Source organism: Caloranaerobacter longqiensis, from assembly GCF_050286925.1.
Lineage (GTDB): Bacteria > Bacillota > Clostridia > Tissierellales > Thermohalobacteraceae > Caloranaerobacter.
On sequence record NZ_JBFWFX010000002.1, the window covers coordinates 165,379 to 187,021 of the forward strand.

General features: G+C 28.3%; 18 protein-coding genes. 17 read left to right on the plus strand and 1 reads right to left on the minus strand.

Features of this window, described 5'->3' with window-relative positions; translation table 11 throughout:
• Positions 1–622 precede the first annotated feature (622 nt).
• The 4 genes from AB4Y15_RS02860 to helD all read left to right on the plus strand — a co-directional run bounded on the left by AB4Y15_RS02860 (position 623) and on the right by helD (position 7,124).
• Positions 623–2,431 carry an ABC transporter ATP-binding protein gene (locus tag AB4Y15_RS02860; protein WP_427338336.1) on the plus strand — a complete coding sequence of 603 codons (1,809 nt, stop codon included), beginning with the start codon at positions 623–625 and terminating at the stop codon, positions 2,429–2,431.
• A gap of 139 nt (positions 2,432–2,570) precedes the next feature.
• Positions 2,571–2,777 carry a hypothetical protein gene (locus tag AB4Y15_RS02865; RefSeq protein WP_427338337.1) on the plus strand — a complete coding sequence of 69 codons (207 nt, stop codon included), beginning with the start codon at positions 2,571–2,573 and terminating at the stop codon, positions 2,775–2,777.
• Between the two features lie 11 nt (positions 2,778–2,788).
• Positions 2,789–4,711, plus strand: a complete 1,923-nt coding sequence (locus AB4Y15_RS02870; RefSeq protein WP_427338338.1) for a V-type ATP synthase subunit I domain-containing protein — start codon at positions 2,789–2,791, stop codon at positions 4,709–4,711.
• A 112-nt stretch (positions 4,712–4,823) separates the two neighbouring features.
• Positions 4,824–7,124, plus strand: coding sequence for an RNA polymerase recycling motor HelD (helD, locus tag AB4Y15_RS02875; protein ID WP_427338340.1), 2,301 nt, complete (start codon positions 4,824–4,826; stop codon positions 7,122–7,124).
• Positions 7,125–7,175: 51 nt separating this feature from the next.
• Here the strand turns inward: helD and AB4Y15_RS02880 are convergent, their stop codons facing one another.
• Entirely contained in the window at positions 7,176–8,339 is a 1,164-nt protein-coding gene (locus AB4Y15_RS02880) for an MFS transporter (protein ID WP_427338341.1), read from the minus strand.
• Positions 8,340–8,573: 234 nt separating this feature from the next.
• Between AB4Y15_RS02880 and AB4Y15_RS02885 the strand changes: the two genes are divergently transcribed.
• The 13 genes from AB4Y15_RS02885 (at position 8,574) to AB4Y15_RS02945 (ending at position 21,634) form a co-directional block, all read left to right on the plus strand.
• Positions 8,574–8,744 (plus strand): hypothetical protein, encoded by a 171-nt coding sequence (locus tag AB4Y15_RS02885; protein ID WP_427338342.1) that lies wholly within the window; start codon positions 8,574–8,576, stop codon positions 8,742–8,744.
• 169 nt (positions 8,745–8,913) lie between these two features.
• A complete protein-coding gene (locus tag AB4Y15_RS02890; protein WP_427338343.1) occupies positions 8,914–10,653 on the plus strand; it encodes an ABC transporter ATP-binding protein in 1,740 nt (579 codons plus the stop codon).
• A gap of 144 nt (positions 10,654–10,797) precedes the next feature.
• Complete coding sequence (locus AB4Y15_RS02895; RefSeq protein ID WP_427338345.1) at positions 10,798–10,908, plus strand: RCKP-type rubredoxin-like domain-containing protein; 111 nt, start codon at positions 10,798–10,800, stop codon at positions 10,906–10,908.
• Between the two features lie 86 nt (positions 10,909–10,994).
• Complete coding sequence (locus tag AB4Y15_RS02900) at positions 10,995–11,411, plus strand: bacteriohemerythrin (protein ID WP_427338346.1); 417 nt, start codon at positions 10,995–10,997, stop codon at positions 11,409–11,411.
• Positions 11,412–11,614: 203 nt separating this feature from the next.
• Positions 11,615–12,775, plus strand: a complete 1,161-nt coding sequence (locus AB4Y15_RS02905) for a sensor histidine kinase (RefSeq protein ID WP_427338348.1) — start codon at positions 11,615–11,617, stop codon at positions 12,773–12,775.
• Between the two features lie 16 nt (positions 12,776–12,791).
• Entirely contained in the window at positions 12,792–13,451 is a 660-nt protein-coding gene (locus AB4Y15_RS02910) for a response regulator transcription factor (protein ID WP_427338350.1), read from the plus strand.
• 116 nt (positions 13,452–13,567) lie between these two features.
• Positions 13,568–14,566, plus strand: a complete 999-nt coding sequence (locus AB4Y15_RS02915) for a hypothetical protein (protein WP_427338351.1) — start codon at positions 13,568–13,570, stop codon at positions 14,564–14,566.
• A gap of 10 nt (positions 14,567–14,576) precedes the next feature.
• Positions 14,577–15,512 carry an ABC transporter ATP-binding protein gene (locus AB4Y15_RS02920; protein WP_427338353.1) on the plus strand — a complete coding sequence of 312 codons (936 nt, stop codon included), beginning with the start codon at positions 14,577–14,579 and terminating at the stop codon, positions 15,510–15,512.
• Between the two features lie 10 nt (positions 15,513–15,522).
• Positions 15,523–16,881 (plus strand): ABC transporter permease, encoded by a 1,359-nt coding sequence (locus AB4Y15_RS02925; protein ID WP_427338354.1) that lies wholly within the window; start codon positions 15,523–15,525, stop codon positions 16,879–16,881.
• Positions 16,874–18,043, plus strand: a complete 1,170-nt coding sequence (locus AB4Y15_RS02930; protein WP_427338355.1) for an ABC transporter permease — start codon at positions 16,874–16,876, stop codon at positions 18,041–18,043. The genes AB4Y15_RS02925 and AB4Y15_RS02930 overlap by 8 nt, the downstream gene beginning before the upstream one ends.
• 450 nt (positions 18,044–18,493) lie before the next feature.
• A complete protein-coding gene (locus AB4Y15_RS02935) occupies positions 18,494–19,855 on the plus strand; it encodes an ABC transporter substrate-binding protein (protein ID WP_427338357.1) in 1,362 nt (453 codons plus the stop codon).
• Between the two features lie 61 nt (positions 19,856–19,916).
• The gene (locus AB4Y15_RS02940) at positions 19,917–20,783 is read left to right on the plus strand and encodes a carbohydrate ABC transporter permease (protein WP_427338358.1); all 867 of its coding nucleotides are present in this window, start codon (positions 19,917–19,919) and stop codon (positions 20,781–20,783) included.
• Positions 20,783–21,634, plus strand: coding sequence for a carbohydrate ABC transporter permease (locus AB4Y15_RS02945; RefSeq protein WP_427338359.1), 852 nt, complete (start codon positions 20,783–20,785; stop codon positions 21,632–21,634). Before AB4Y15_RS02940 ends, AB4Y15_RS02945 begins: the two co-directional genes overlap by 1 nt.
• Positions 21,635–21,643: the final 9 nt, after the last annotated feature.

Below are 21,643 nucleotides of genomic sequence, written 5' to 3' on the forward strand. Positions count from 1 at the left end.
AATTGTAATATCTTGCAGTTAGTTTTTCATTTGTTTATAGACTACCTATAAGGAATTGAAACTTTTTCTGTATAAACGTTTATTCTTTCAAAGTCATTGTTTATAGACTACCTATAAGGAATTGAAACTACTACAACCATAGGGTCATCTTGCTCCTCGGTTTCATGTTTATAGACTACCTATAAGGAATTGAAACTTGCACTTCTTATTCCAGATTCATTTATGATTTCCTGTTTATAGCTTACCTATAAGGAATTGAAACTGTGGATAAACCTTTGATTGATATTACTGTTGATAGGGTTTATAGTCTACCTATGAGGAATTGAAACGCACTCCATTATCCAGTAGTTGCTTGAGTTACTGTTATGTTTATAGCTTACCTATAAGGAATTGAAACTAAGTAACTTGTCCATGTTTCTTCATATTTGCTTCGCCATAGTTTTTAGTTTACCTATAAGGAATTGAAACGCACTATCAAAACATTCTCCATCGTAACAATGAGGGTCTGTTTATAGCCTACCTATGAGAAATTACAATAAATTCTTCTCCCAAGATATATCCAGCTAAATTTTTTAGATTATTTTGATAAGTCAAACAATTCTAAAAAAAAGGGGGCTTTAAATTGCGATTTAGAGATGTATATAAGAATAATTTATTTATGTTAAAATTTGTCTGGAAATACTACAAGATATATATAATTACCTCCATACTAATCTCATTCAGTTCTATACTAACACCGTTAGCAGACGTTTTAGGGCCAAAATATATAATCGATTTCATAAGCCAAAAGAAACCATTTAGTTGGATAGTTACTATCGTTATATTAATCTTTTCAGTTGAATTATTAAAAAGTATATATTATTCATGGTATTATAAATTTATAACTCCAAGAGCTCATAATAAAATTAAAGGTGGTATTAACAATTTGCTTATGCAAAAGGCCGCATCTCTAGATTTGGAATGTTATGAAAATGCACACTTTTATGACAAATATACCAGAGCTTTAAAAGAAGCTGACATTAGAGCATTAAGCGTAGTTAACTCAACAAGAGACTTTTTATTAAGTTTAGTTTACACTTTAACCTTATTTGGTGTAATCGTTACACTAGATCCTATATTGTTATTAATATCTGTTATTTCTATGCTATTATCTTCTTTATTCGGTTTAATATCTGGTAAATGCCAGTTTAAATATGAAAGGTTATTGACTCCATTTGAAAAGCACTTAAACTATATTAAAAGAGTATTTTATGAGGTTCAATACTCAAAGGAAATTCGTATATTTCCAATTGGTAAATTATTATTTAAAAAATACGATAATAATATCGATAAAATAGATTCCGTACTAAAAACTAGAGGGAAAAAACTAACACTACTTAATATATTAGGAGACACTGTAGAGTTTATAATGACAATTGGCGTTACGATGATTTATCTTGCTTGGAAAATATATAATGGAGCACTAACTTTAGGTGATTTTATGGCTTTATATATTGCCAGTAGGCAATTTAGTTCTAGATTGCAAGTATTTTTTAATAGCTTTACACAGTTTTATGAACACAGCTTATACATTACTAATCTAAAAGAAGTACTAGATTATGAATCTAAAATAGAAAATTCATCAAACTCACTAGAAATATTAGAAGAAGAAATTACAAACATTTCCGTAGATAATGTTTCATTTTCTTATTCAGAGCGAGAAGTATTACATAATGTTACAATAAAAGCATCAAAAGGAGAAAAAATTGCAATAGTAGGACATAACGGTGCAGGAAAAACAACATTAATCAAACTAATAATCAGGTTATATGACGTAAATAAAGGGAAAATACTTATAAACAATAAAGACATAACAAAACTTTCAGTTAAACACTTAAGATCTAAAATAGGACTAGTTTTTCAAGATTATCAATTATATTCAGCTAGCATAGCAGAAAATGTACTACTCCGTGAAGTAAAAACTCCAGAAGATGAAGACAAAGTTTGGTTTGCATTAAAACAAGTTGGACTGTATGAAAAGGTAAAAGAGCTTCCAAATGGCATTCATACTTTAATTACAAAAGAATTTAGTAATGAAGGTATATTCTTATCAGGAGGAGAAGCCCAAAAGTTAGCATTGGCAAGAATCTACATAAAAGATTACGATGTAGTTATCCTAGATGAGCCTTCAAGTTCATTAGATCCTTTAGCAGAAAAGCAGATGTATGAAAATATGATGAATATCACTGAAAACAAAATAGCAATATTCATTACACATCGACTATCTACTACTGTTATGGCTGATAGAATATACCTTATAGATAATGGTAGGGTAATTGAACAGGGAACACATAAGGAACTGATGGAGCTTAATGGAGAATATAAAAGGATGTTTGATGCTCAAGCACAGTTTTATAGGGAACAAGCAGAAGATGGTCTTGTTGTGTCATAACTAATTTAATTATCATGTTCATATTTTATTTACGATATAAAGACGGCTTTACCGTCTTTTTTCAATTTTAAATTGTATATCAAACCTAAAATAAGATTACAATATAGATATTAGTATATATAGACATAGGGGTGGTTTTTTGCTGTATAAGGGAATATTATTCATACTTATTGGAGCATTTCTTATAATCTATGAAAGATATGATATAAAGAAAATTGTTAAAGATAGAATTTTTTTAATAAAAGAGGATTTTGTTTATGATAGTTATTATGAAATCAAATTGTTTTTAGGGATACTTTCAGTTATAGTAGGGATTTTTTCTATAGTAAACTATATTGTTTATTAAAGGGTGTATATATGAGGATAAAAAAGCTTTTGATAACCGTACTTTTACTGCTAATTTTCATTTCATTCTTTAGCAAATTAGTATTTGCAGAAAATAGGATTAAATTAATAATGATTATATTAGATGAACTAGATTTTGATTTAGTTGAAAAAATAACTCAAAATACTAAAAATGCAGTAGGGATTATGAATACAAAAACGGGATATTTTTACGGTTCAAAAAATAGAGAAAGCTACTTTTTAACTATTGCTACAGGTAGAAGAGTTAAAATAAGTTCAGGTTTATATAAAGGGATAATAAAAAATAGAGATGGCACTCTATATATAATTGGATTTGAAGATATAATCAGAGAGTTAAAGAAAGAATATTTGACTTTTTCCCGGGAAATTTCTACATTTGGCGACTTTTTTAGTAAAAGAGGCATTAAAGTTGGATATATCGGTAATGATTCTTCTTCACTTATTGCTGCGAATGTAAATGGATACATTGAGTATGGTGAGAATAAGGTTGTTTATGAAGAAAAATGGCTCAATCATAAGTCGAGAGAGATACTAGGAAATGCAGATATACTTATACTTTCATATAAATTAAATAATAAAGAAGAGAGGATTGAGCTATTAAAAAAATATATTGAAAAGATGAAATATAACATAATTATATTTCCAAAGACTATATCAGGAGATGTAAATATAAGATGGAATACTACTTTAGTCCCAGTTATTTATATAACACCTGATAAGGAAGAAGGATTATTAAAAAGCAGTACAACGAAGAGAGAAGGGGTAATAACAAGTTTAGATATTTTTCCAGATGCGGCAAATTTGTTTGGCATATCAACGGATAGATTTATTGGCAACAGTATTAAGGTTATACATAAAAGTAAGCCGATTAAAAAATGTAAAAACTATTTAAAAGAGTTTCTTAACTTGAATATAATAAAGTATATCTTTCATGGGATAATTATAGCATTGCAGCTATTTGTGATATTTAGTAAAAAGTTGAAAAAACAAACATGCAAATTTTTCATGGATACGATACTTTCGATTATATTTTTTTCTCTTTTATTTGGATTTTTTAAGATACACAAAAGTATTATTATATACTGCATAATAGTATTAATGTCTTCATTTTTACTATCATTTTTATTAATTAAAAAAGAAAATACTGTAAAATATTTATCTATTTTTACAAATATATTAATTCTCTATGGGATTTTTTTTAACAATAATATAATATATGATTCATTTATAGGATATAACAACATAGTAGCTGGTGGAAGATTTTATGGACTAAATAATGAAATTATGGGGGTTTTATTAGCAACTTCAATAATAGTTTATTTTAGTATAAGGAAAAAGATGAAAGATAAAATAGTTTTATCTTTATTTCTTATAGTGTATTTTCCGTTAATAATATTGGCTCTGTCTGGAAAATATGGGGTTAATTTTGGAGGCTATATAACTTCTATTCTGCTATTTTTGATTTTGATATATGAAATGTTTTATTATAGTAAGATTAATAAAAGTATTATTTTACTAATCTTTGGTTTTATATTTCTTTTGTTAAGCTTTATAATACAGTTCAATGGATATAGTTTAAACCATATAGGAAGGTTGTTGTCGAGAATTGAAACGGTTGGATTTATTGAGTTATTTGATGTAATAATAAATAAACTTAAGCAGCTTATTATAATGGTTTTAGTTCCGCCTTGGAGTATTATTTCTCTAGGACAGCTTTATTATGTTTATGGGTTGTATAGAGATGAGAATATTTGTATGAGAGATTTTAAAGATTTAAATATAGGCAAATGTATTTATATAATATTTATTAGTTCTATCATTTCGGTTTTTATAAATGATACAGGTATAATATCTTTTGTATATATGAATACTTATCTGATTGCTATTTTAACTAGTCTACATAATATCAAATAAATGGCATTGCTCTAGTGCAATGCCATTAAAATTTTTTTCATATATACTTTATTTTTTTACTGTTTTCATATAAAATTACTTTATTGCACTTTGCGGATATAGGAGGGATAATATGTTGGCAAATAAGCATCCTGATTATGAAAAAGAAAATGAATATTTAAAAACCACTTGCGATTGTATATCTGATGAGATAATGTATTTAGAAAAAGAAATTGAAAAGATGGACGAATCGATTAACAAGCTTAAAAAATCGACTAGAGGTAATTATAGTGATGAAATGGTAGTAAAGACTACGATACAAGAAGCTAATAAAAGAAAATATAGACAATTGGTAAAGGCTCAGAATAAACCATACTTTGGGAGGATTGATTTTAGGGAATTAGGTAAAGATGAATTCGAAACTTTTTATATAGGAAAGACTAGTGTTGTAAGAAGAGGAGATGAAAAGAGATTAGTAATTGATTGGAGGGCACCGATAGCTAGTCTTTATTATAGTGGTGAATTAGGAGATGTGATGTATACAGCACCAGATGGTCTAATAATTGGAGAATTAGAGTTAAAGAGGCAGTATGAAATTGAAAATAAAAAGCTTATTAATATCTTTGACAAAGGACTTACTCCAATGGATGAATTTCTGCAGCAGGCATTATGGCAAAAGAAGGACAATAGGCTTAAGGATATAGTTACGACTATACAGAGTGAACAGAATGACATAATAAGAGCTGATAAAGATGTGACCTTGATAGTACAAGGGGTTGCAGGTAGTGGTAAGACTACCATAGTTTTACATAGGATTGCCTACCTAATGTATACTTACCAAGATGTATTTACTCCAGAAAATATTTTAATTATCGTTCCTAATAATCTGTTTTTAGACTACATTTCAGATGTACTTCCAGATTTGGGTGTTGAAGAAATAAATCAGGCTACTTATGAGGATTTAGCAATGAAATTGCTTAACAAGAGATATAATTTGAAATCGGTTGAAGATAAGCTTATTAAATTAATAGAAAATAGTGGCAGAAATGATGAATACTATGAAAATATTAAATATACATCTTGGTTTAAAGGTTCTATGATGTTTAAAAAGATTTTAGATAAATATATAAGAGATATGACTAAAAATTTCGTTCCTAAAGTAAGTCTTAAGGTTTTAGACTACGAAATTTACTCATACGAAGAAGTGAAAGAAATGTTTGATAAAGACTACAGCTATTTACCTGTCATACCTAGAGTAGAAAGAATAAAAAAATATATAAAAGCTAATATAAAAGAAAGAATAGAAAAAATTGCAGAAAGTATCAATGAAGATTATGAAAAATTAGTAGATAAGATAAAGAAATCGGATTTAAACGAAGATGCAATAAAAAAGGAGCTTATTAATATATATGACGAAAGGGACAAAAAAATAAATGAGATAAAAAAAGCCGTTCAAAACTCTATAAATAAATACTTTTCTATATGGCCTAAAATCGATATAGATGAGCTTTATAAAAGTATTATTACAGATTTTGATGTAATGAATAAATATTCAAATGGGGAAATTGAGGATGGAAAAATTAAGTTTATAACAAGCTACTGCAAAGAAATTTTTGAAAATGATGAAGTAGAAAGAGAAGATTTACCAGCTATATTATATCTGAAAATGAAACTGTTGGGTTTAGATTTGAAAGGTAAATTTAGTCACATTATAGTAGACGAAGCACAGGATTACAGCCAGTTACAGATGTATATTTTAAGGAAGTTAAATATCGGAAATTCTTTTACGATTGTAGGAGATTTATCTCAAGGGATACATTCGTATAAAGGAATCGACAGTTGGCGTGATTTAATAAAAGAAGTATTCGATGAAGATTCAACTAAATATTTAACAATAAGGAAGTGCTATCGTTCTACTATGGAGATTATGAATTTTGCTAACGAAGTGATAAAAAATTGGAAAAAAGAAGATGTTACTTTAGCAGAGCCAGTTTTAAGATCAGGAGATAAACCTTATATAATAAGAAAGAATAGTGAAGATGAAATTATTGAAGATATAGCGAAAAGAGTAAAGGGATTAAAAGATAAGGGATATAAGTCAATAGCAGTAATATGTAAGACAAATAAAGAGAGCAAAGAAGTTTACGAAAGTCTTAAAAAATATAAAATAACAGGTTTACATTTGATTACCGATAAAGATACCGCTTATGAAAGTGAGGTAGTTGTAATTCCGACATACCTTGCTAAAGGGTTAGAATTTGATGCAGTTTTTGTTCATGATTGTTCAGAAAAATCTTATCCAAACAATGAGCTGCATATAAAACTTTTGTATGTTTCAATAACAAGGCCTCTACATGAATTGTATATATATTATAAAGACAAACCATCAGTATTAATTGAAAATATATCTGAAGAATTCTGTAATAAAGAATAAAATTGTTAAGTAACAAGCAGAGAACAGAAACCATAGGCTCTGTTCTCTGTTTTATTTTATATTAAAACCTTTATCTTTCGATACATCAATTAATAATATTACAGAAAGTATATTACTTATAGTTCCAATGCCTATAACTAACTTATATCCACCTAATTCAAATAATGATGGACCTATAATAGTAAATAATAATGAACATATAGAGATAACGAAATATAGTAGTGTCATAAATACAGTTCTTCTGTTTGGGTATATTTCAGAGCATATAGTCTGAAATGCTGACCATCCACCATCTAGACCTAATGCATAAAGAAATGTTAATGGGATAACTAGATGTATTGATTTAATGTAAGGTAGTGGTGCTAGAACTAAAGTCATTAAAATGAAACTTAATATGCTGTATTTTATTTTTCCTATTTTATCGCTCAATATAGCTGCTATAGTAACTCCTATTACAGTTCCCAAAGCAGTTAATGTAAAAACATAACCAATGTGAGATTGATTTAAATTGAAATTATGCTTTAACCAAATAGATAGATAATTAAACATAAGTATTGGTGCAAGAATTAGTAAAAATTGAATTATTAAAAATTTAATAGTTATAGGTTTTTTAGTAATAGCAATAACTTCTTTGAAATTAAGTTCAGAAGAACATGAAATATGTTCGTTATGGTCTTTAGGCAGTTTTATAGCTAAAAACAGTATTATAATAGATAATATAGAAACAGACCAATATAGATAATGTATGTTAAAATATTTGACCATATTAGTGCTGTATATTGGACTTAAAAGAATAGCAATAGCAAATGCAATTCTTAAAATACCAGCACCTTTTCCTCTATTTTCGTAAGGAATAAAATCGCTTATGTAAGAAAGTAAAGTTGTAGTCAAAGTTATATTTCCTATCCCTATTAACATTCTACCTAAACCAAATATTACAGGGGATGGTGCCCATCCAGTTATAACTGTACCTGATAAAAATGCTAAAATCGCAAATATAATTGCATTTTTTTTACCATACTTATCTGCTGCCATACCGAATAGTGGTGAAAACAGACCTATCGTTGAAAAACCTAAGTTAAGATATATTACGCTACTTTCTCTAATGCTAAAGTAATCTGCAAGATAAGGTATAATAGGGCTAATAAAACTTGCTTCAAGAGATATTACAAATTGTATAAAAAATACTACAAGTAGTGTTAAATATAGGGTCAAAAAAACCACCCCCTAAAACATTCATTAAGATTATTATCATTTAAACTCATTTAAAAGTAAAGACTTAAAATAATATTCAGAAATTTTAGTATTCTTTGTTGTGCAATTTGGTTTTTTATAAAAACCTTTTTATAGATTGCTGAATAATTTTGGCATAAAAAGGATATTTATAGCATGTTATAGAATATATTACATATATAATATAGTTTTTAAAAAGAAGGTGCTGTTACAAATATGAAAAAGGAAACATGGTTAAAAGTAAGAGACACTATAATAGTACTGCTGATAGCTTTACCATTTCTTATATTATTTATAGTAAAAAAAATGTCTCTATCCGGTTTTTCACAAGTTACTACAACAATATTGTTGTGTTATTATGTATTTAAAAAAATGAACGAAAAATAAGCCTGATAGCTATAATTTTATTAGGCTTATTTTTTTGTTATTTTAAAAAATTTTTTATTAAAGATATATTTTATAATTAGATTTAATTGACAGACTATTAATAATATTTTATAATATCCGAAAGTATTAAAATTTAGCATACAAAATATATTCTAAAAGGAGTGAGAGGATGATAAAAAAATTTGTCTCTTACTATAGGCCTCATATGAAATTATTTATTATAGATATGGTATGTGCTTTTTTTATTGCAATATTAGATTTGGTATTTCCTATGATGACAAGAGAAATAGTTAATAACATAATACCAAGCGGAAATATAAGGATGCTATATGTTTTTACAATAATATTAGTAGTTCTATACGTTTTTAGAGCTATATTTAATTATATAGTTGATTATTGGGGGCATGTAGTTGGTACTAGAATAGAACATGATATGAGAAGAGATTTATTTGCTCATCTTCAGACATTAGACATAAGTTATTTCGATAATACAAAGACAGGGTACATAATGTCAAGAATTGTAAATGATTTAAATGAGATATCAGAATTGGCTCATCATGGACCAGAAGATTTATTTTTATCGATAATAATGCTTATAGGTTCTTTTGCTATGCTTATGACTATAAATTGGAAACTAACATTAATAATATTTGCCTTTGTTATTGCAATGATATGGTTTGCTATCACAAAGAGAAAGAAAATGACAGAATCATTTAGAAATGTAAGGAAAAAGATAGCTAATGTAAACGCTCAGCTAGAAAACAGTATTTCAGGGATAAGGGTTGCAAAATCTTTTACAAATGAAGAATATGAAATGGAAAAGTTTAGTATAGGGAATAGAGAATTCAAAGAATCGCGAGAATTTGCTTTTAAATCTATGGCCGAGTTCTTTACAGGTATTCGTTTTCTATCGGATATGTTAAATGTTGTAGTTGTAAGTGTTGGCGGTGTATTTTTATACAAGAATATAATTAATACCGGAGATCTATTTGCATACCTTCTTTATGTAAATTTTTTTATGCAGCCCATTAGAAGACTTACTCAATTTACTCAGCAATACCAATCGGGTATGACTGGTTTTGAGAGGTTCATGGAAATTTTGAGTATAAAGCCTAGAATTGTTGATAAAGAAGGAGCTATTGAGCTAGATAATGTTAAAGGTAAAATCGAATTTAAAAATGTTTCATTTAGTTACAATGGTAAAAATAATAAAGTTTTATCGAATATAAATCTAACTATTGAAGCGGGTAAGACACTAGCATTAGTTGGGCCTTCAGGGGCAGGTAAGACTACTTTATGTCATTTAATACCTAGATTTTATGAAGTAGATTCAGGAGAAATTTTATTAGATGGAATTAATATTAAAGATATTTCAATTAAGTCTTTAAGAAAAAATATAGGATTAGTTCAACAGAATGTATTTTTATTTACAGGTACTATAAAGGAAAATATTTTATATGGTAGACCAGATGCTAGTTTTGAAGAAGTAGTTGAGGCTGCTAAAAATGCTAATATACATGATTTTATTATGAGTTTACCAGATGGATACGATACATATATAGGTGAAAAAGGTATTAAACTTTCAGGAGGGCAAAAACAGAGAATATCAATAGCTAGAGTGTTTTTGAAAAATCCACCTATACTAATTCTTGATGAAGCTACGTCTGCACTAGATAATGAAACAGAGATTATTATTCAAAAAGCTTTAGAAAGATTATCAAAAGGCAGAACGACTCTTGTTATTGCCCATAGATTGTCTACAGTAAAAAATGCAGATGAGATTGTGGTATTAACTGATAAAGGAATTCAGGAAAGAGGAAAGCATGAAGAGTTAATCGAAAAAGACGGTTTGTATGCTAGCCTTTATAAGGCGCAATTTAAAGGGTTTATACCAGATGAGGTCAATTAGAATGTTTAACGTTTAAAAGGAAAAAACTTGGGTATATAATTAAAGAATTTAGTAATAATCTAAATAGTTTAATCCAGAATATTAATAAGCAGGTTATTAGGGGTGCTGATTAGAGTATAAAGTTTAACAGAAAGGAGGATAAAAATGGCAGTTTGGAAATGCACAGTTTGTGGGGAAACTAAAGAAGGTAGATGTAGACCTAAGACTTGTCCAAAATGTGGTGCACCTAAAGAAAAGTTTGAAAAAGAGAAGTAAATAATATAAAGCGGCATTTGCCGCTTTATATAATAAGTTAATAGAGGAATGTAGATAATTTTATTGAAAAGAGGGTGCCGGCTTAGATGTTCAAATGGAAAGAAGAATTTTCAACTAAAGTGAATATTTTCGATGAAGAACATAAGAAACTTTTTGAAATAGGCAACAAATTATATGATCTGATTAAGTTAGATGATGAAATAGATAGATATGATGAAATTATGGAAGTTATATCTGAAATGGTTGAGTATGCGAAATATCATTTTAAACATGAAGAAGAACTTATGCAAAAATACGGCTATCCACCAAAAGAGTTTTTTAGGCATATATCAGAACATAAAGCTTTTTTCATGGAAGTAGAAAATGTTATGACTAAAGATATTGATAAAGAACAAAGAGAAGTATCTATGCATTTAGTTACATTCTTAATTGACTGGATTTCAAATCACATATTAAAGACAGATATGAAATATGCTGAGTTTTTTGCCGATAAAGATATCTAATTTTCTCAAAAATTTTCACCTAGTTTTTTAACTAAATTCTTTCAAGCATTCGTTTTTATTTTCATATATCTTTCAAAATTAAGTTTGTTAATAGTTTGTAAATAGCTCATATGAGCTATTTTTTTGTTGTTTAAAAAGGAAGGAATTTGATTATTCAACTAGAATTATACAAAGGAAGAAATAAGCTGTTAAAGGTGATTAAAATGAGCGATAAGAGCTTTAAAGTTTTTATGTTAGTAAAGATATTAGTTTTGCTACCAATATTTTATACTGCTGTTTATTTTGAAAATACATTTGGTAAAAGATTTTATACTCTTATATTAATATTTATAGCTTACATAATTTTAGGTGTAATTAGAAGAAAGTTGTGTAATAAATATTTTACGTTATTTATGTCTTTTTTTATAGATATACTACTTATATTTCTTTTAGAGCATAATTCGAGATTCTTGATAAATTATTTTCTCCATTCGTTCTATATAGTTATAATTTTGGAAGCTTCTCTAACATTAAAAAGAGATAAAAGTTTGATTATCAGTATTGTTGCAGTTCTTGTTTCGCTAATAAAAAGTATAATGCTTATTTATTATAAAAGTAATTTAGCAAACATTTCAGAAATGGCTTTTTTTGCTCTTATAAATATTTTAACGCTTATAGTAACAAATTTTGCTCAATACAATAAAGAGGAAAAAGAAAAAAAGGAGCTACTTTATAAGGAACTTTTAAAAGCACATAAAAAGTTAAAAGAGTATTCGGATAGAGTAGAAAGACTTACAATAATTGAAGAACGTAATCGAATAGCTAGAGATATTCATGATACATTAGGCCATAAAATGACTGTATTAATAATGCAATTAGAAATGTCAAGTTATATGATTGATGAAAATATTGAAAAGGCTAAACAATTAATTGAAGATGCTAAAAAGCAAGCAAGAGAAGGATTATTAAGCATAAGAGAAGTAGTAGAAACATTGAGAATTAATGATAATATCCCACAAGGGATTGATTTTATAAAACAAATGACCGATGAATTTTCTAAAAAAACTGGGACCGATGTTGAATTAAAGATAAAAGGTAATCAGATTAAAATACCTTCGAATGTTAATACAGTTCTTTATAGAATAGTACAAGAATCTCTTACTAATGCAGTAAGGCACGGAAAAGCATCAAAGGTAGATATAGAAATTATATTTAAAGGAAAAAGTGTAAATTTCTGCATTAAAGATAATGGGATCGGAGCAGATAATATCAAAGAAGGTTATGGATTAAAAGGGATTAGAGAAAGAGTTGAACATTTTAATGGTAAAGTAAAATTTGAATCGAGAGGCGGATTTGAAGTCAAAGGTTATTTACCAATAAGCTAATTTTGGAGGTGGAATTGTGATAAAAGTACTTTTAGTTGACGATCAAAAAATATTAACTGAAGGGTTGAAAATGATTTTAGGAAGAGAAAAGGATATAAATATTTGTGGAGTTGCAAATGGTGGAAAAGAAGCATATGAGCTATGTAAATTGAGTAAACCTGATATAGTTCTTATGGATATTAAAATGCCAAAAATGAATGGTGCAGAAGCAACTAAACTGATAAAGAGAGATTTTCCAGAGATAAAAGTGATTATACTAACCACTTTTAATGATGATGAATATATTTATGAAGCTCTTAAAAATGGGGCATCTGGATATATTTTAAAGGATGCTACTCCTGATGAAATAGCAAATGCCGTAAGAACAGTTTATAACGGTGGAGCATTGATTCAACCAGAAGTAGCAGTAAAAGTTTTAAATAAGTTTTCCGAAATGGCTAAAGGTAAAAAGGCTAGAAATATAGATAGCAGAGTAGAACTATTGACAAGTAGAGAGAAAGAAATCTGCAGATTGGTAGGAGAAGGAAAAAATAACAGAGAAATATCTAAAGAGTTATATCTTAGTGAAGGAACAGTAAAAAATCATATCACCAAAATATTGAACAAGCTAGAATTAAGAGATAGAACACAATTAGCAATATTTGCTATAAAAAACGATTTATATTCTATTGATTAATTGTGCAAAAAGTCATATGAAGTTTAGTTAATAAGTGATTATAGATATAAGATTAATCAAAATTTTTTTAATAAAATATAATCAGAAATAAATCGAGAACTGTTGGAGGAATAAATATGAGAAAAATTATTATATTATTACTTTCTATTGTGTTGATAATTTCTTTGACTGCTTGCAGACAAAATGATTTTGAAAGCTTTATCGAAGCTACAAAGAAAACTGATGCAATAAAAATAGGTCAAAAAGAAATAGTTACAATATTAGAATTTGATTTTGATACAGAAGGATTAAGTGATGAGGAGATAAAAGCATTAAATTATTTTAAAAAAGTTGAATCAAAGTTCTACATTACTTTTGATTATGAAAGCAAGAAGATAATAGCTAGGTCTTATTATAATTTTAGTGGATTAGGATTTGATTCGGAATTTTATATGAATGAGGGAAGAAGTTTTATTAAAGTGCCAATACTCGGTAAATATATTAAGCTTAATGATGTAACAGATGAGAATGGTTCTGGTAAACCTAAGCAAAGTCAATACGAATTCATGTCAACGGAAACTTTTGGGGCAATAAAAAATAAATGGATAGAAATAATCAAACAAGATGATGTGTTTACAGGTAAGAAAAGTATTATGTCTACGCCAGATGGAGAAGTAAAAGTAACTAATTATACAATTAGATTAAATGAAAAGAGAATAAAAGAATTTCTTAATTATTTTATGGAAGTAATTTATAAAGATAAGAAATTTAAGGAAAATTTTGAAGCGTATTTAAAGCAAGTTAGCAATGAAAAGGTAAAAATGGATTTTGATGAAATATATTTTAATTTTAAAAAGATGTTGGATGATAGTGACATAAAGGAATTTAATTATGATGCATTTATAGATATTGATGGATATATTATCAAAGAAAACATTGAAATGGAGTTAGACTTAAAAAAATCTAAGGGAAAAGGGATAAATAGTATAAAGTTCAATTTACAAAATAAGCGATGGAGTATTGAAAAAAAGCAGAAGTTTGAATTTCCAGAGATAAAAGAGAAAGATATTTTGAAATTTAATGAAATAGATAAAGGAATACCGTTTATGATTGAAGATATTTTCAAAAATGAATAGGGGGATCATGATGACTTTATTAAGAGTGGATAATCTAAAAAAATACTTTAAGAAGATAAAGGCTGTTGACGGAATAAGTTTTGAGGTTAAAAAAGGTGAAATTTTTGGGCTTTTAGGTCCAAATGGAGCAGGTAAATCTACAACTATATCTATGATATCAACACTTTTTAAACCAACAAGTGGAGATATATTTTTTAAAGGTAAAAGTATATTTGAAAATCCTAGAGAAATTCGAAAAAATCTTGGAATTGTACCTCAGGAGATAGCTTTATATCCAACATTATCTGGATATGAGAATTTGAGATTTTGGGGGAACGTATATGGATTGAGAGGAAAGAAGCTAAAGATTAGAATAGAGGAAGTATCTGAAATTATTGGAATAAAGGACAGATTGAAAGATAAAGTAGAAAAATATTCAGGTGGTATGAAGAGAAGAATTAATATAGGGGTTGCATTATTGCATAAACCAGAACTTCTTATAATGGATGAACCTACTGTAGGGATTGACCCTCAATCGAGAAAACATATATTAGATACAGTGTTAAGCTTGAACAAAGAGGGGATGACAGTCATATATACTAGCCATTATATGGAAGAAGTTGAATATCTCTGTAATAGAATTAGTATTATGGACAGAGGGAAAATAATAGCTACCGGTACTAAAGATGAGCTTATAGATATCGTTAATGGACAGAAGGTAATAAATCTAAAATTTGACAAAATTTCAGAAGAACTTATTAGGAAAATAAAAGATATAAATTATATTAACCAAATAGAAGTTTTAGATGATGAGATGATTTTAACAACAGTTAATGAAAATATGATTTTTAAAGATATAATTGATAAAGTAAGCGAGACTGGTAGCAATATTCTTTCTATAGATGTAAAAAAACCAAATCTTGAATCTGTATTTTTACATTTAACCGGTAAGGCTCTTCGAGATTAGGAGGTATGCCATGAGAATATCAGATATAGTTCGAAAAGATTTGAAGATTATTTTAAACGATAAGAAAGCATTAGCAACACTAATTATTATGCCTATAATTCTAACGACTATATTAGGATTAGCGTTTAGCAGCTCTTTCATTAGTAGTAGTGGTAATAAAAGTAGATATAATATCGTAATAGTTAAAAAGTATGATGCAAATGAAGATTTGAAGAGATTTAGAGAAATTATTACTGATGGGATTATTGGAGAAAAACTTAGTGCAGAGCAGAAAAATAAGATACTTGCACAGGTTCAAAAATTAGATATTGAAGAGATTTTTTTTAAACAATTTTTAGGCAGCAAAGAACTGAAAAAATTTATTAAATATAGAATTGAAGATGAGAATACGGCATTTAAATTATTGAAAGACGAAAAAGTTACAGCAGTAGTAATATTACCTGAAAACTTTATTTATGATTTAAATATTAGTCTTTATACTTTGTTTAGAAATGAAGTTAATATAAAAGTATTAGGAAATTCTAAATATGCTTTTAGTACACAGATAATATCAGAAGTTATGAATGGGTTTGCTGATATGCTTTCTACAATAATAATAGGAAAGAATGTTTTTATTCAAACAGCTATGGAAGAAGATGTTGGAGCAAAAATTTTTGAAGATATTGACAAATTTATGGAGGGCATGATTGAAGATATAGGGGAAATTAGAGCCAATGTCAATTATTTAAGAGTAGAAGGGAAGGAACCTATTAGCAGCTTTCAGTATTATGCAGTAGGTATGGCTGTTATGTTTATACTGTTTGCTTCAGGGTATGGTAGTAGAGCCTTATTAAAAGAAAAAAATAATATTACATATCAAAGAATGATAATTGCTGGCGTATCTAAATTTAAAATAGTAGTTGGGAATTTCTTTACTATTTTCTTTTTAGCACTTCTGCAGATGCTAATAATGATTAGTTATTCTAGTATTATATTAAAAGTTGAGTGGGGAAGTCTGCTGTTGGTGGTTATAATTAGCTTGTGTGCGATTTTTTCAGTAGCGTCATTAGGAACTATGATAGCTGTAATGACTTTAAAAGCGGGAAATTATAAAATAGCAAATGTTTTTCAAAAAATAATAATTCAATTTATGGCGTTAGTTGGTGGGAGTTTTGTTCCATATGATTTGTTACCTGAATTTGTACAAAAATTAGATTTTCTATCTATAAACGGAATGGCATTAAAATCATACTTGAAAGTGATGATGGGATATCCAATAGATGAGATAAAAGGTCATTTATTTAGTTTAATGATTTCAGGAATAATTTTCTTAATATTTGCTATTTTTATTTTAGTTTTAAAGAAAGAAGAGGGATGTGTAGATGTTTAGTATAATGAAACTTAGATTTTTACGGCTTCGAGATGAATATTTGATAATTGTAATTATGACGGTTATGGCATTAGGCTTTACAGCAGTATTTGGAATGATAGGTGCAAGTTATAAACCTAGAGTTCTGATAGTAGATAAAGACCAAAGTAAGTATTCAAAGATGTTTGTAGATGAGCTTGAAAGTTATCCAATTTTTCAGTATGAGTTTAGTGGATATGAAGAAGCAATTGAACTTGTAGACAAAGGAAAGGCTTTATCAGCAGTTGTTATAAATAAGGGTTTTAGTGATTCGATAGATAATGGAAGAGAGGCTACTATAGAATTAATAAAGTTTAAGGATGATAGATATATTTATACACTTGAATATCAGTTGTTTAGTATATTGAATAGGATGATAGGAAATATAAAAATCGCAGAGATTACTGCTGATTACTTGGTAAAATCTAAAAATGATGTATTTAGAGATGAAATTGTAAAAAGGACTTATGAGAATATTAAAGAATATTGGAGATATAGAAAACCGATAAATATCAATACTGAAATGATTGATACAAAAAATTTTAGTAGTTATGATAGTCTTATGCATTCTATTATTGGTTTTTCAATATATTTTACTACATATACTGCTGTATTTAGTATAGGAACTATTTTGTATGATAAAGAGCATAATATTTGGCAGAGAATGTTAGTATCACCGATATCAAAATCGGCCATATTGGGAGGAAGTATGATATCAGCTTATGTTATTGGGCTTTTGCAGCTTTTCATATTAATTTTTGCAGGAAAGTATTTATTTAATATAGAATGGGGATTGATTTCGGGAATAATCTTAATAGCCTTATTATATGTATTTGCAATTACGTGTTTAGGATTATTTTTATCAGGTATTGTTAAAACATATGCTCAACTTTCGGCTATTACACCTATAATACTTACCGGTACAGCGATGTTAGGTGGTTGCATGTGGCCTTTGGAAATCGTGAACAATAGATTTTTATTATTTCTCGCAAATTTTATGCCTCAAAAATGGGCAGTCGAAGGAATGGAAAAAATAGCTATGTATGGGTATGGTTTCGATTCAGCTATTCAGCCTTCTATTGTTCTACTTGCAATGGGATTGGTGTTTTTTGGATTAGGAGTTAAAATGGTTCGATATGAATAATAAAATTAACCCGCTATTTATGGCGGGTTTTAATATTGAGATAAGGTTATATTGACACTGAAGTATCAAAGTGATATAATGATTATGCAAACGATTGCACAAAATACGATAATTTTTATTGTACATACGATGAAAACGTTATTCATATTATCGAAAAAAGAAGAGCATTTACTTTTATTCCAAGGGGTAATGCTTATTTATGGCTAAAAGGTGATCAATAATTATAATGAGTATTTGGTTAGAGTATTTACTCATTCAGAAAAATCGAAATATTCAACGAATTATAAAAAAGAAAGAGATATAATTTAATCATGCAAACGATTGCGAAAAAGTTTCTATCAATTAAAATGGTTTTAGGGAGGGGGGATTTATTAACATTATTACGGAGTACAGATATATACTTTCATTCTGATATTTAAAAGAACAAAAAACTTTATAAGGGGGATTATAATGAAAAAAGCAAAAAGACTTTTAGCCTTAGGTATTTTGTTTGTACTAGTACTTGTAAGTGCTCTTACAGGTTGTACTTCTCAAAACACATCAGAAGAGAATAAAAATGTAGAGGAGTCTAAAGATTCAGCACAAACTAAAAATGAAACTGTAGAAGTAGACATTTTTCAGTTTAAAGTAGAAATAGCTAAAGAATTAGAAGAAGCTGCTAAGGCATACGAAAAAACTCATCCAAATGTTAAAATCAACATACAAACTGTTGGTGGTGGCGATGATTATGGTGCAGCTTTAAGAGCTAAGTTTCAATCTGGTAATGAACCTGATATTTTTAATATAGGAGGTCCACAGGATGTAAAAGACTGGATGGACAAACTAGAGGATTTATCAGATCAACCTTGGGTTAAGCTAGCTTTAGATGGAATTCTTTCTGGTGTAACTGTTGACGGTAAAATTTATGGATTGCCATTTAATATTGAAGGTTATGGATTTGTTTATAATAAAGCTATTTTTAAAGATGCAGGTATAGATCCTACTAAAATAGTTGATTTTGCTAGTTTAGAGGAAGCAGTTAAAACTTTGGATGCAAAAATAAAATCTGGTGAATTAAAAGAAAAATATCCTCTTTTAGAGGCAGTATTTGAGTATCCAGCAAAAGAAACTTGGGTAACTGGATTACATACTTCAAATGCTGCACTTTCACAAGAGTTTGATAGTTCAATTGATGCTTTTGAGGCTAAACAAGTTGAATTTAAATATGGAGATGCATTAAAAGCATTGATCGACTTACAAGCTAATTATTCTCCAAGTTCAAAATCAAAAGGAAAACTAAATGCAGTTGATTATGCTACACAGGTTGATGAAGGTATTGCAATAGAAAGAGTTGCGATCATTCAACAGGGTAACTGGATATATGGTGGAGTTAAGAATATAGATGAAGAGGTTGCTAAGAACTTAGATATTCTTCCAATTCCTGTTAAAGGAGCTAAGGAAGATTCAATTCCTGTTGGAGTTCCAATGCATTGGGCAGTAAATAAGAATAGTAGTGAAGCAGAGAAGAAAGCTGCAAAAGATTTCTTGAATTGGCTATATACTTCTGATACAGGAAAAGATTTTATTGTAAATAAATTTTATTTTATTCCTCCATTAAAAGGATATGAAGGATTAGAACCAAAAGACCCACTAGGAAAAGCTGTTAAGAGATATGCTCAAGAAGGAAGAACAATGCCATGGGTATTCATGGGATATCCAACTGGTTGGGGTATGGAAGTGCTTGGAACAGAAATTCAAAAATATCTAGCTGGAGATATTACTTGGGAAGAAGTAATTTCAAATTCTAAAGCTAAATGGAAAGAATTGAGATAGGATTGTTAGACATTGAGGGGAAGGAATACTTCCCCTCAAAAATAATATAGGAGGATTAGCTATGAAAAGCTCGAAATTGTGGTTTGGTATTTTTGTATTTCCAATATTGATTGCATTTTTGATTGTAGTAATTATTCCTATGTTTATGGGTATATACTATTCTTTTACTGATTGGAATGGGATAAATAATAATCCAAATTGGGTGGGCTTTAAAAATTATATTGAAATATTAAAAAATGATAAATCGTTTTTAGATTCTTTTAAATTTACAGCTAAATTCGCTATAACATCAGTTATAACAATTAATGTTATTGGATTTGGATTGGCACTACTTGTTACAAGAAATTCGAGATTAAATAATATATTAAGAAGTATATTTTTTATGCCAAATTTGATTGGTGGTCTAATTCTTGGTTTTGTTTGGCAGTTTATTTTTACAAAGGCTTTCGATTCTATTGGAAGTAAACTTGGATTGAGTTTTTTAGAAGGTTGGTTGTCAACTACATCTACTGGGTTTTGGGGGCTTGTTATTTTAATGTCATGGCAGATTTCAGGTTATATGATGGTTATATATATTGCAGCACTACAAAGTATTCCAGAATCTCTTAAAGAAGCTGCAAAAATAGATGGAGCAAATGCTTGGCAGAGGCTTGTTCATATAACTATTCCTTTAGTTGCACCAGCATTTACAGTAGGTTTATTTTTAACATTATCTAACTCATTTAAGCTTTTCGATCAGAACTTGTCTTTAACAAATGGTGGTCCATACAATTCTACTCAAATGTTAGCTTTAAATATATATGAAACAGCATTTGTATTTAATAAATTTGGATTAGCACAGGCTAAGGCAGTTATATTTTTAATCACGGTAGCAGCAATTACTTTAACACAAATATATTATAGCAAGAAAAGGGAGGTAGAAATGTAATGTCAAGTAGTGGGATAAAGAAGCTAGGATTGCCTATTTTGAGTAGTTTACTAGCAATATTATTTTTATCTCCTCTATATATAGTATTTACAAATTCATTTAAAACTCAAAAAGGAATATTTTTAAATGTTGTAAGTTTGCCATTCGGAAAGTATTTCAGTCCTAGCAATTATGTAGAGGCATTTATTCAATTAGATTTTATCCATTCTTTATTAAATTCTTTATTTATTACAGTTGTTAGTACAGTTATTATAATAGTATTCGCTTCGATGGCTGCATGGATGTTAGTTAGAACAAAGAGTAAATTGAGTACATTTTTATTCTTTTTATTTGCTGGTGCAATGCTTATTCCCTTTCAGTCAGTAATGTTACCTTTAATAAGATTGATGGGAATGTTAGGCAGAGCATTAGGTAATCCAAATTTATTTTTAAGTCCATTTGGTCTTATATTCATGTATTTAGGTTTTGGCTCAAGCCTTTCTATAATTTTATACCATGGTTTTATTAAAAATATACCAGTAGAATTAGAAGAAGCAGCTACTATTGATGGTTGTAATAAGTTTCAAATATTTTGGCATATTATTTTCCCTCTATTAAAACCTATAACAGTTACAGTAAGTATATTAAATGCAATGTGGATATGGAATGATTTCCTATTACCTCAACTTGTAATTAATAAGCCTGAATGGCATACAATTCCGCTTAAGATGTTCTACTTTTTCGGACAATACTCTAAAAAGTGGAATTTAGCATTAGCAGGTCTTGTAATTGCAATGATTCCGATTATAATATTTTATTTCTTTGCACAGAAATTTATTGTTAAAGGTGTTACTGAAGGTTCGATTAAATGATGGCTGCCA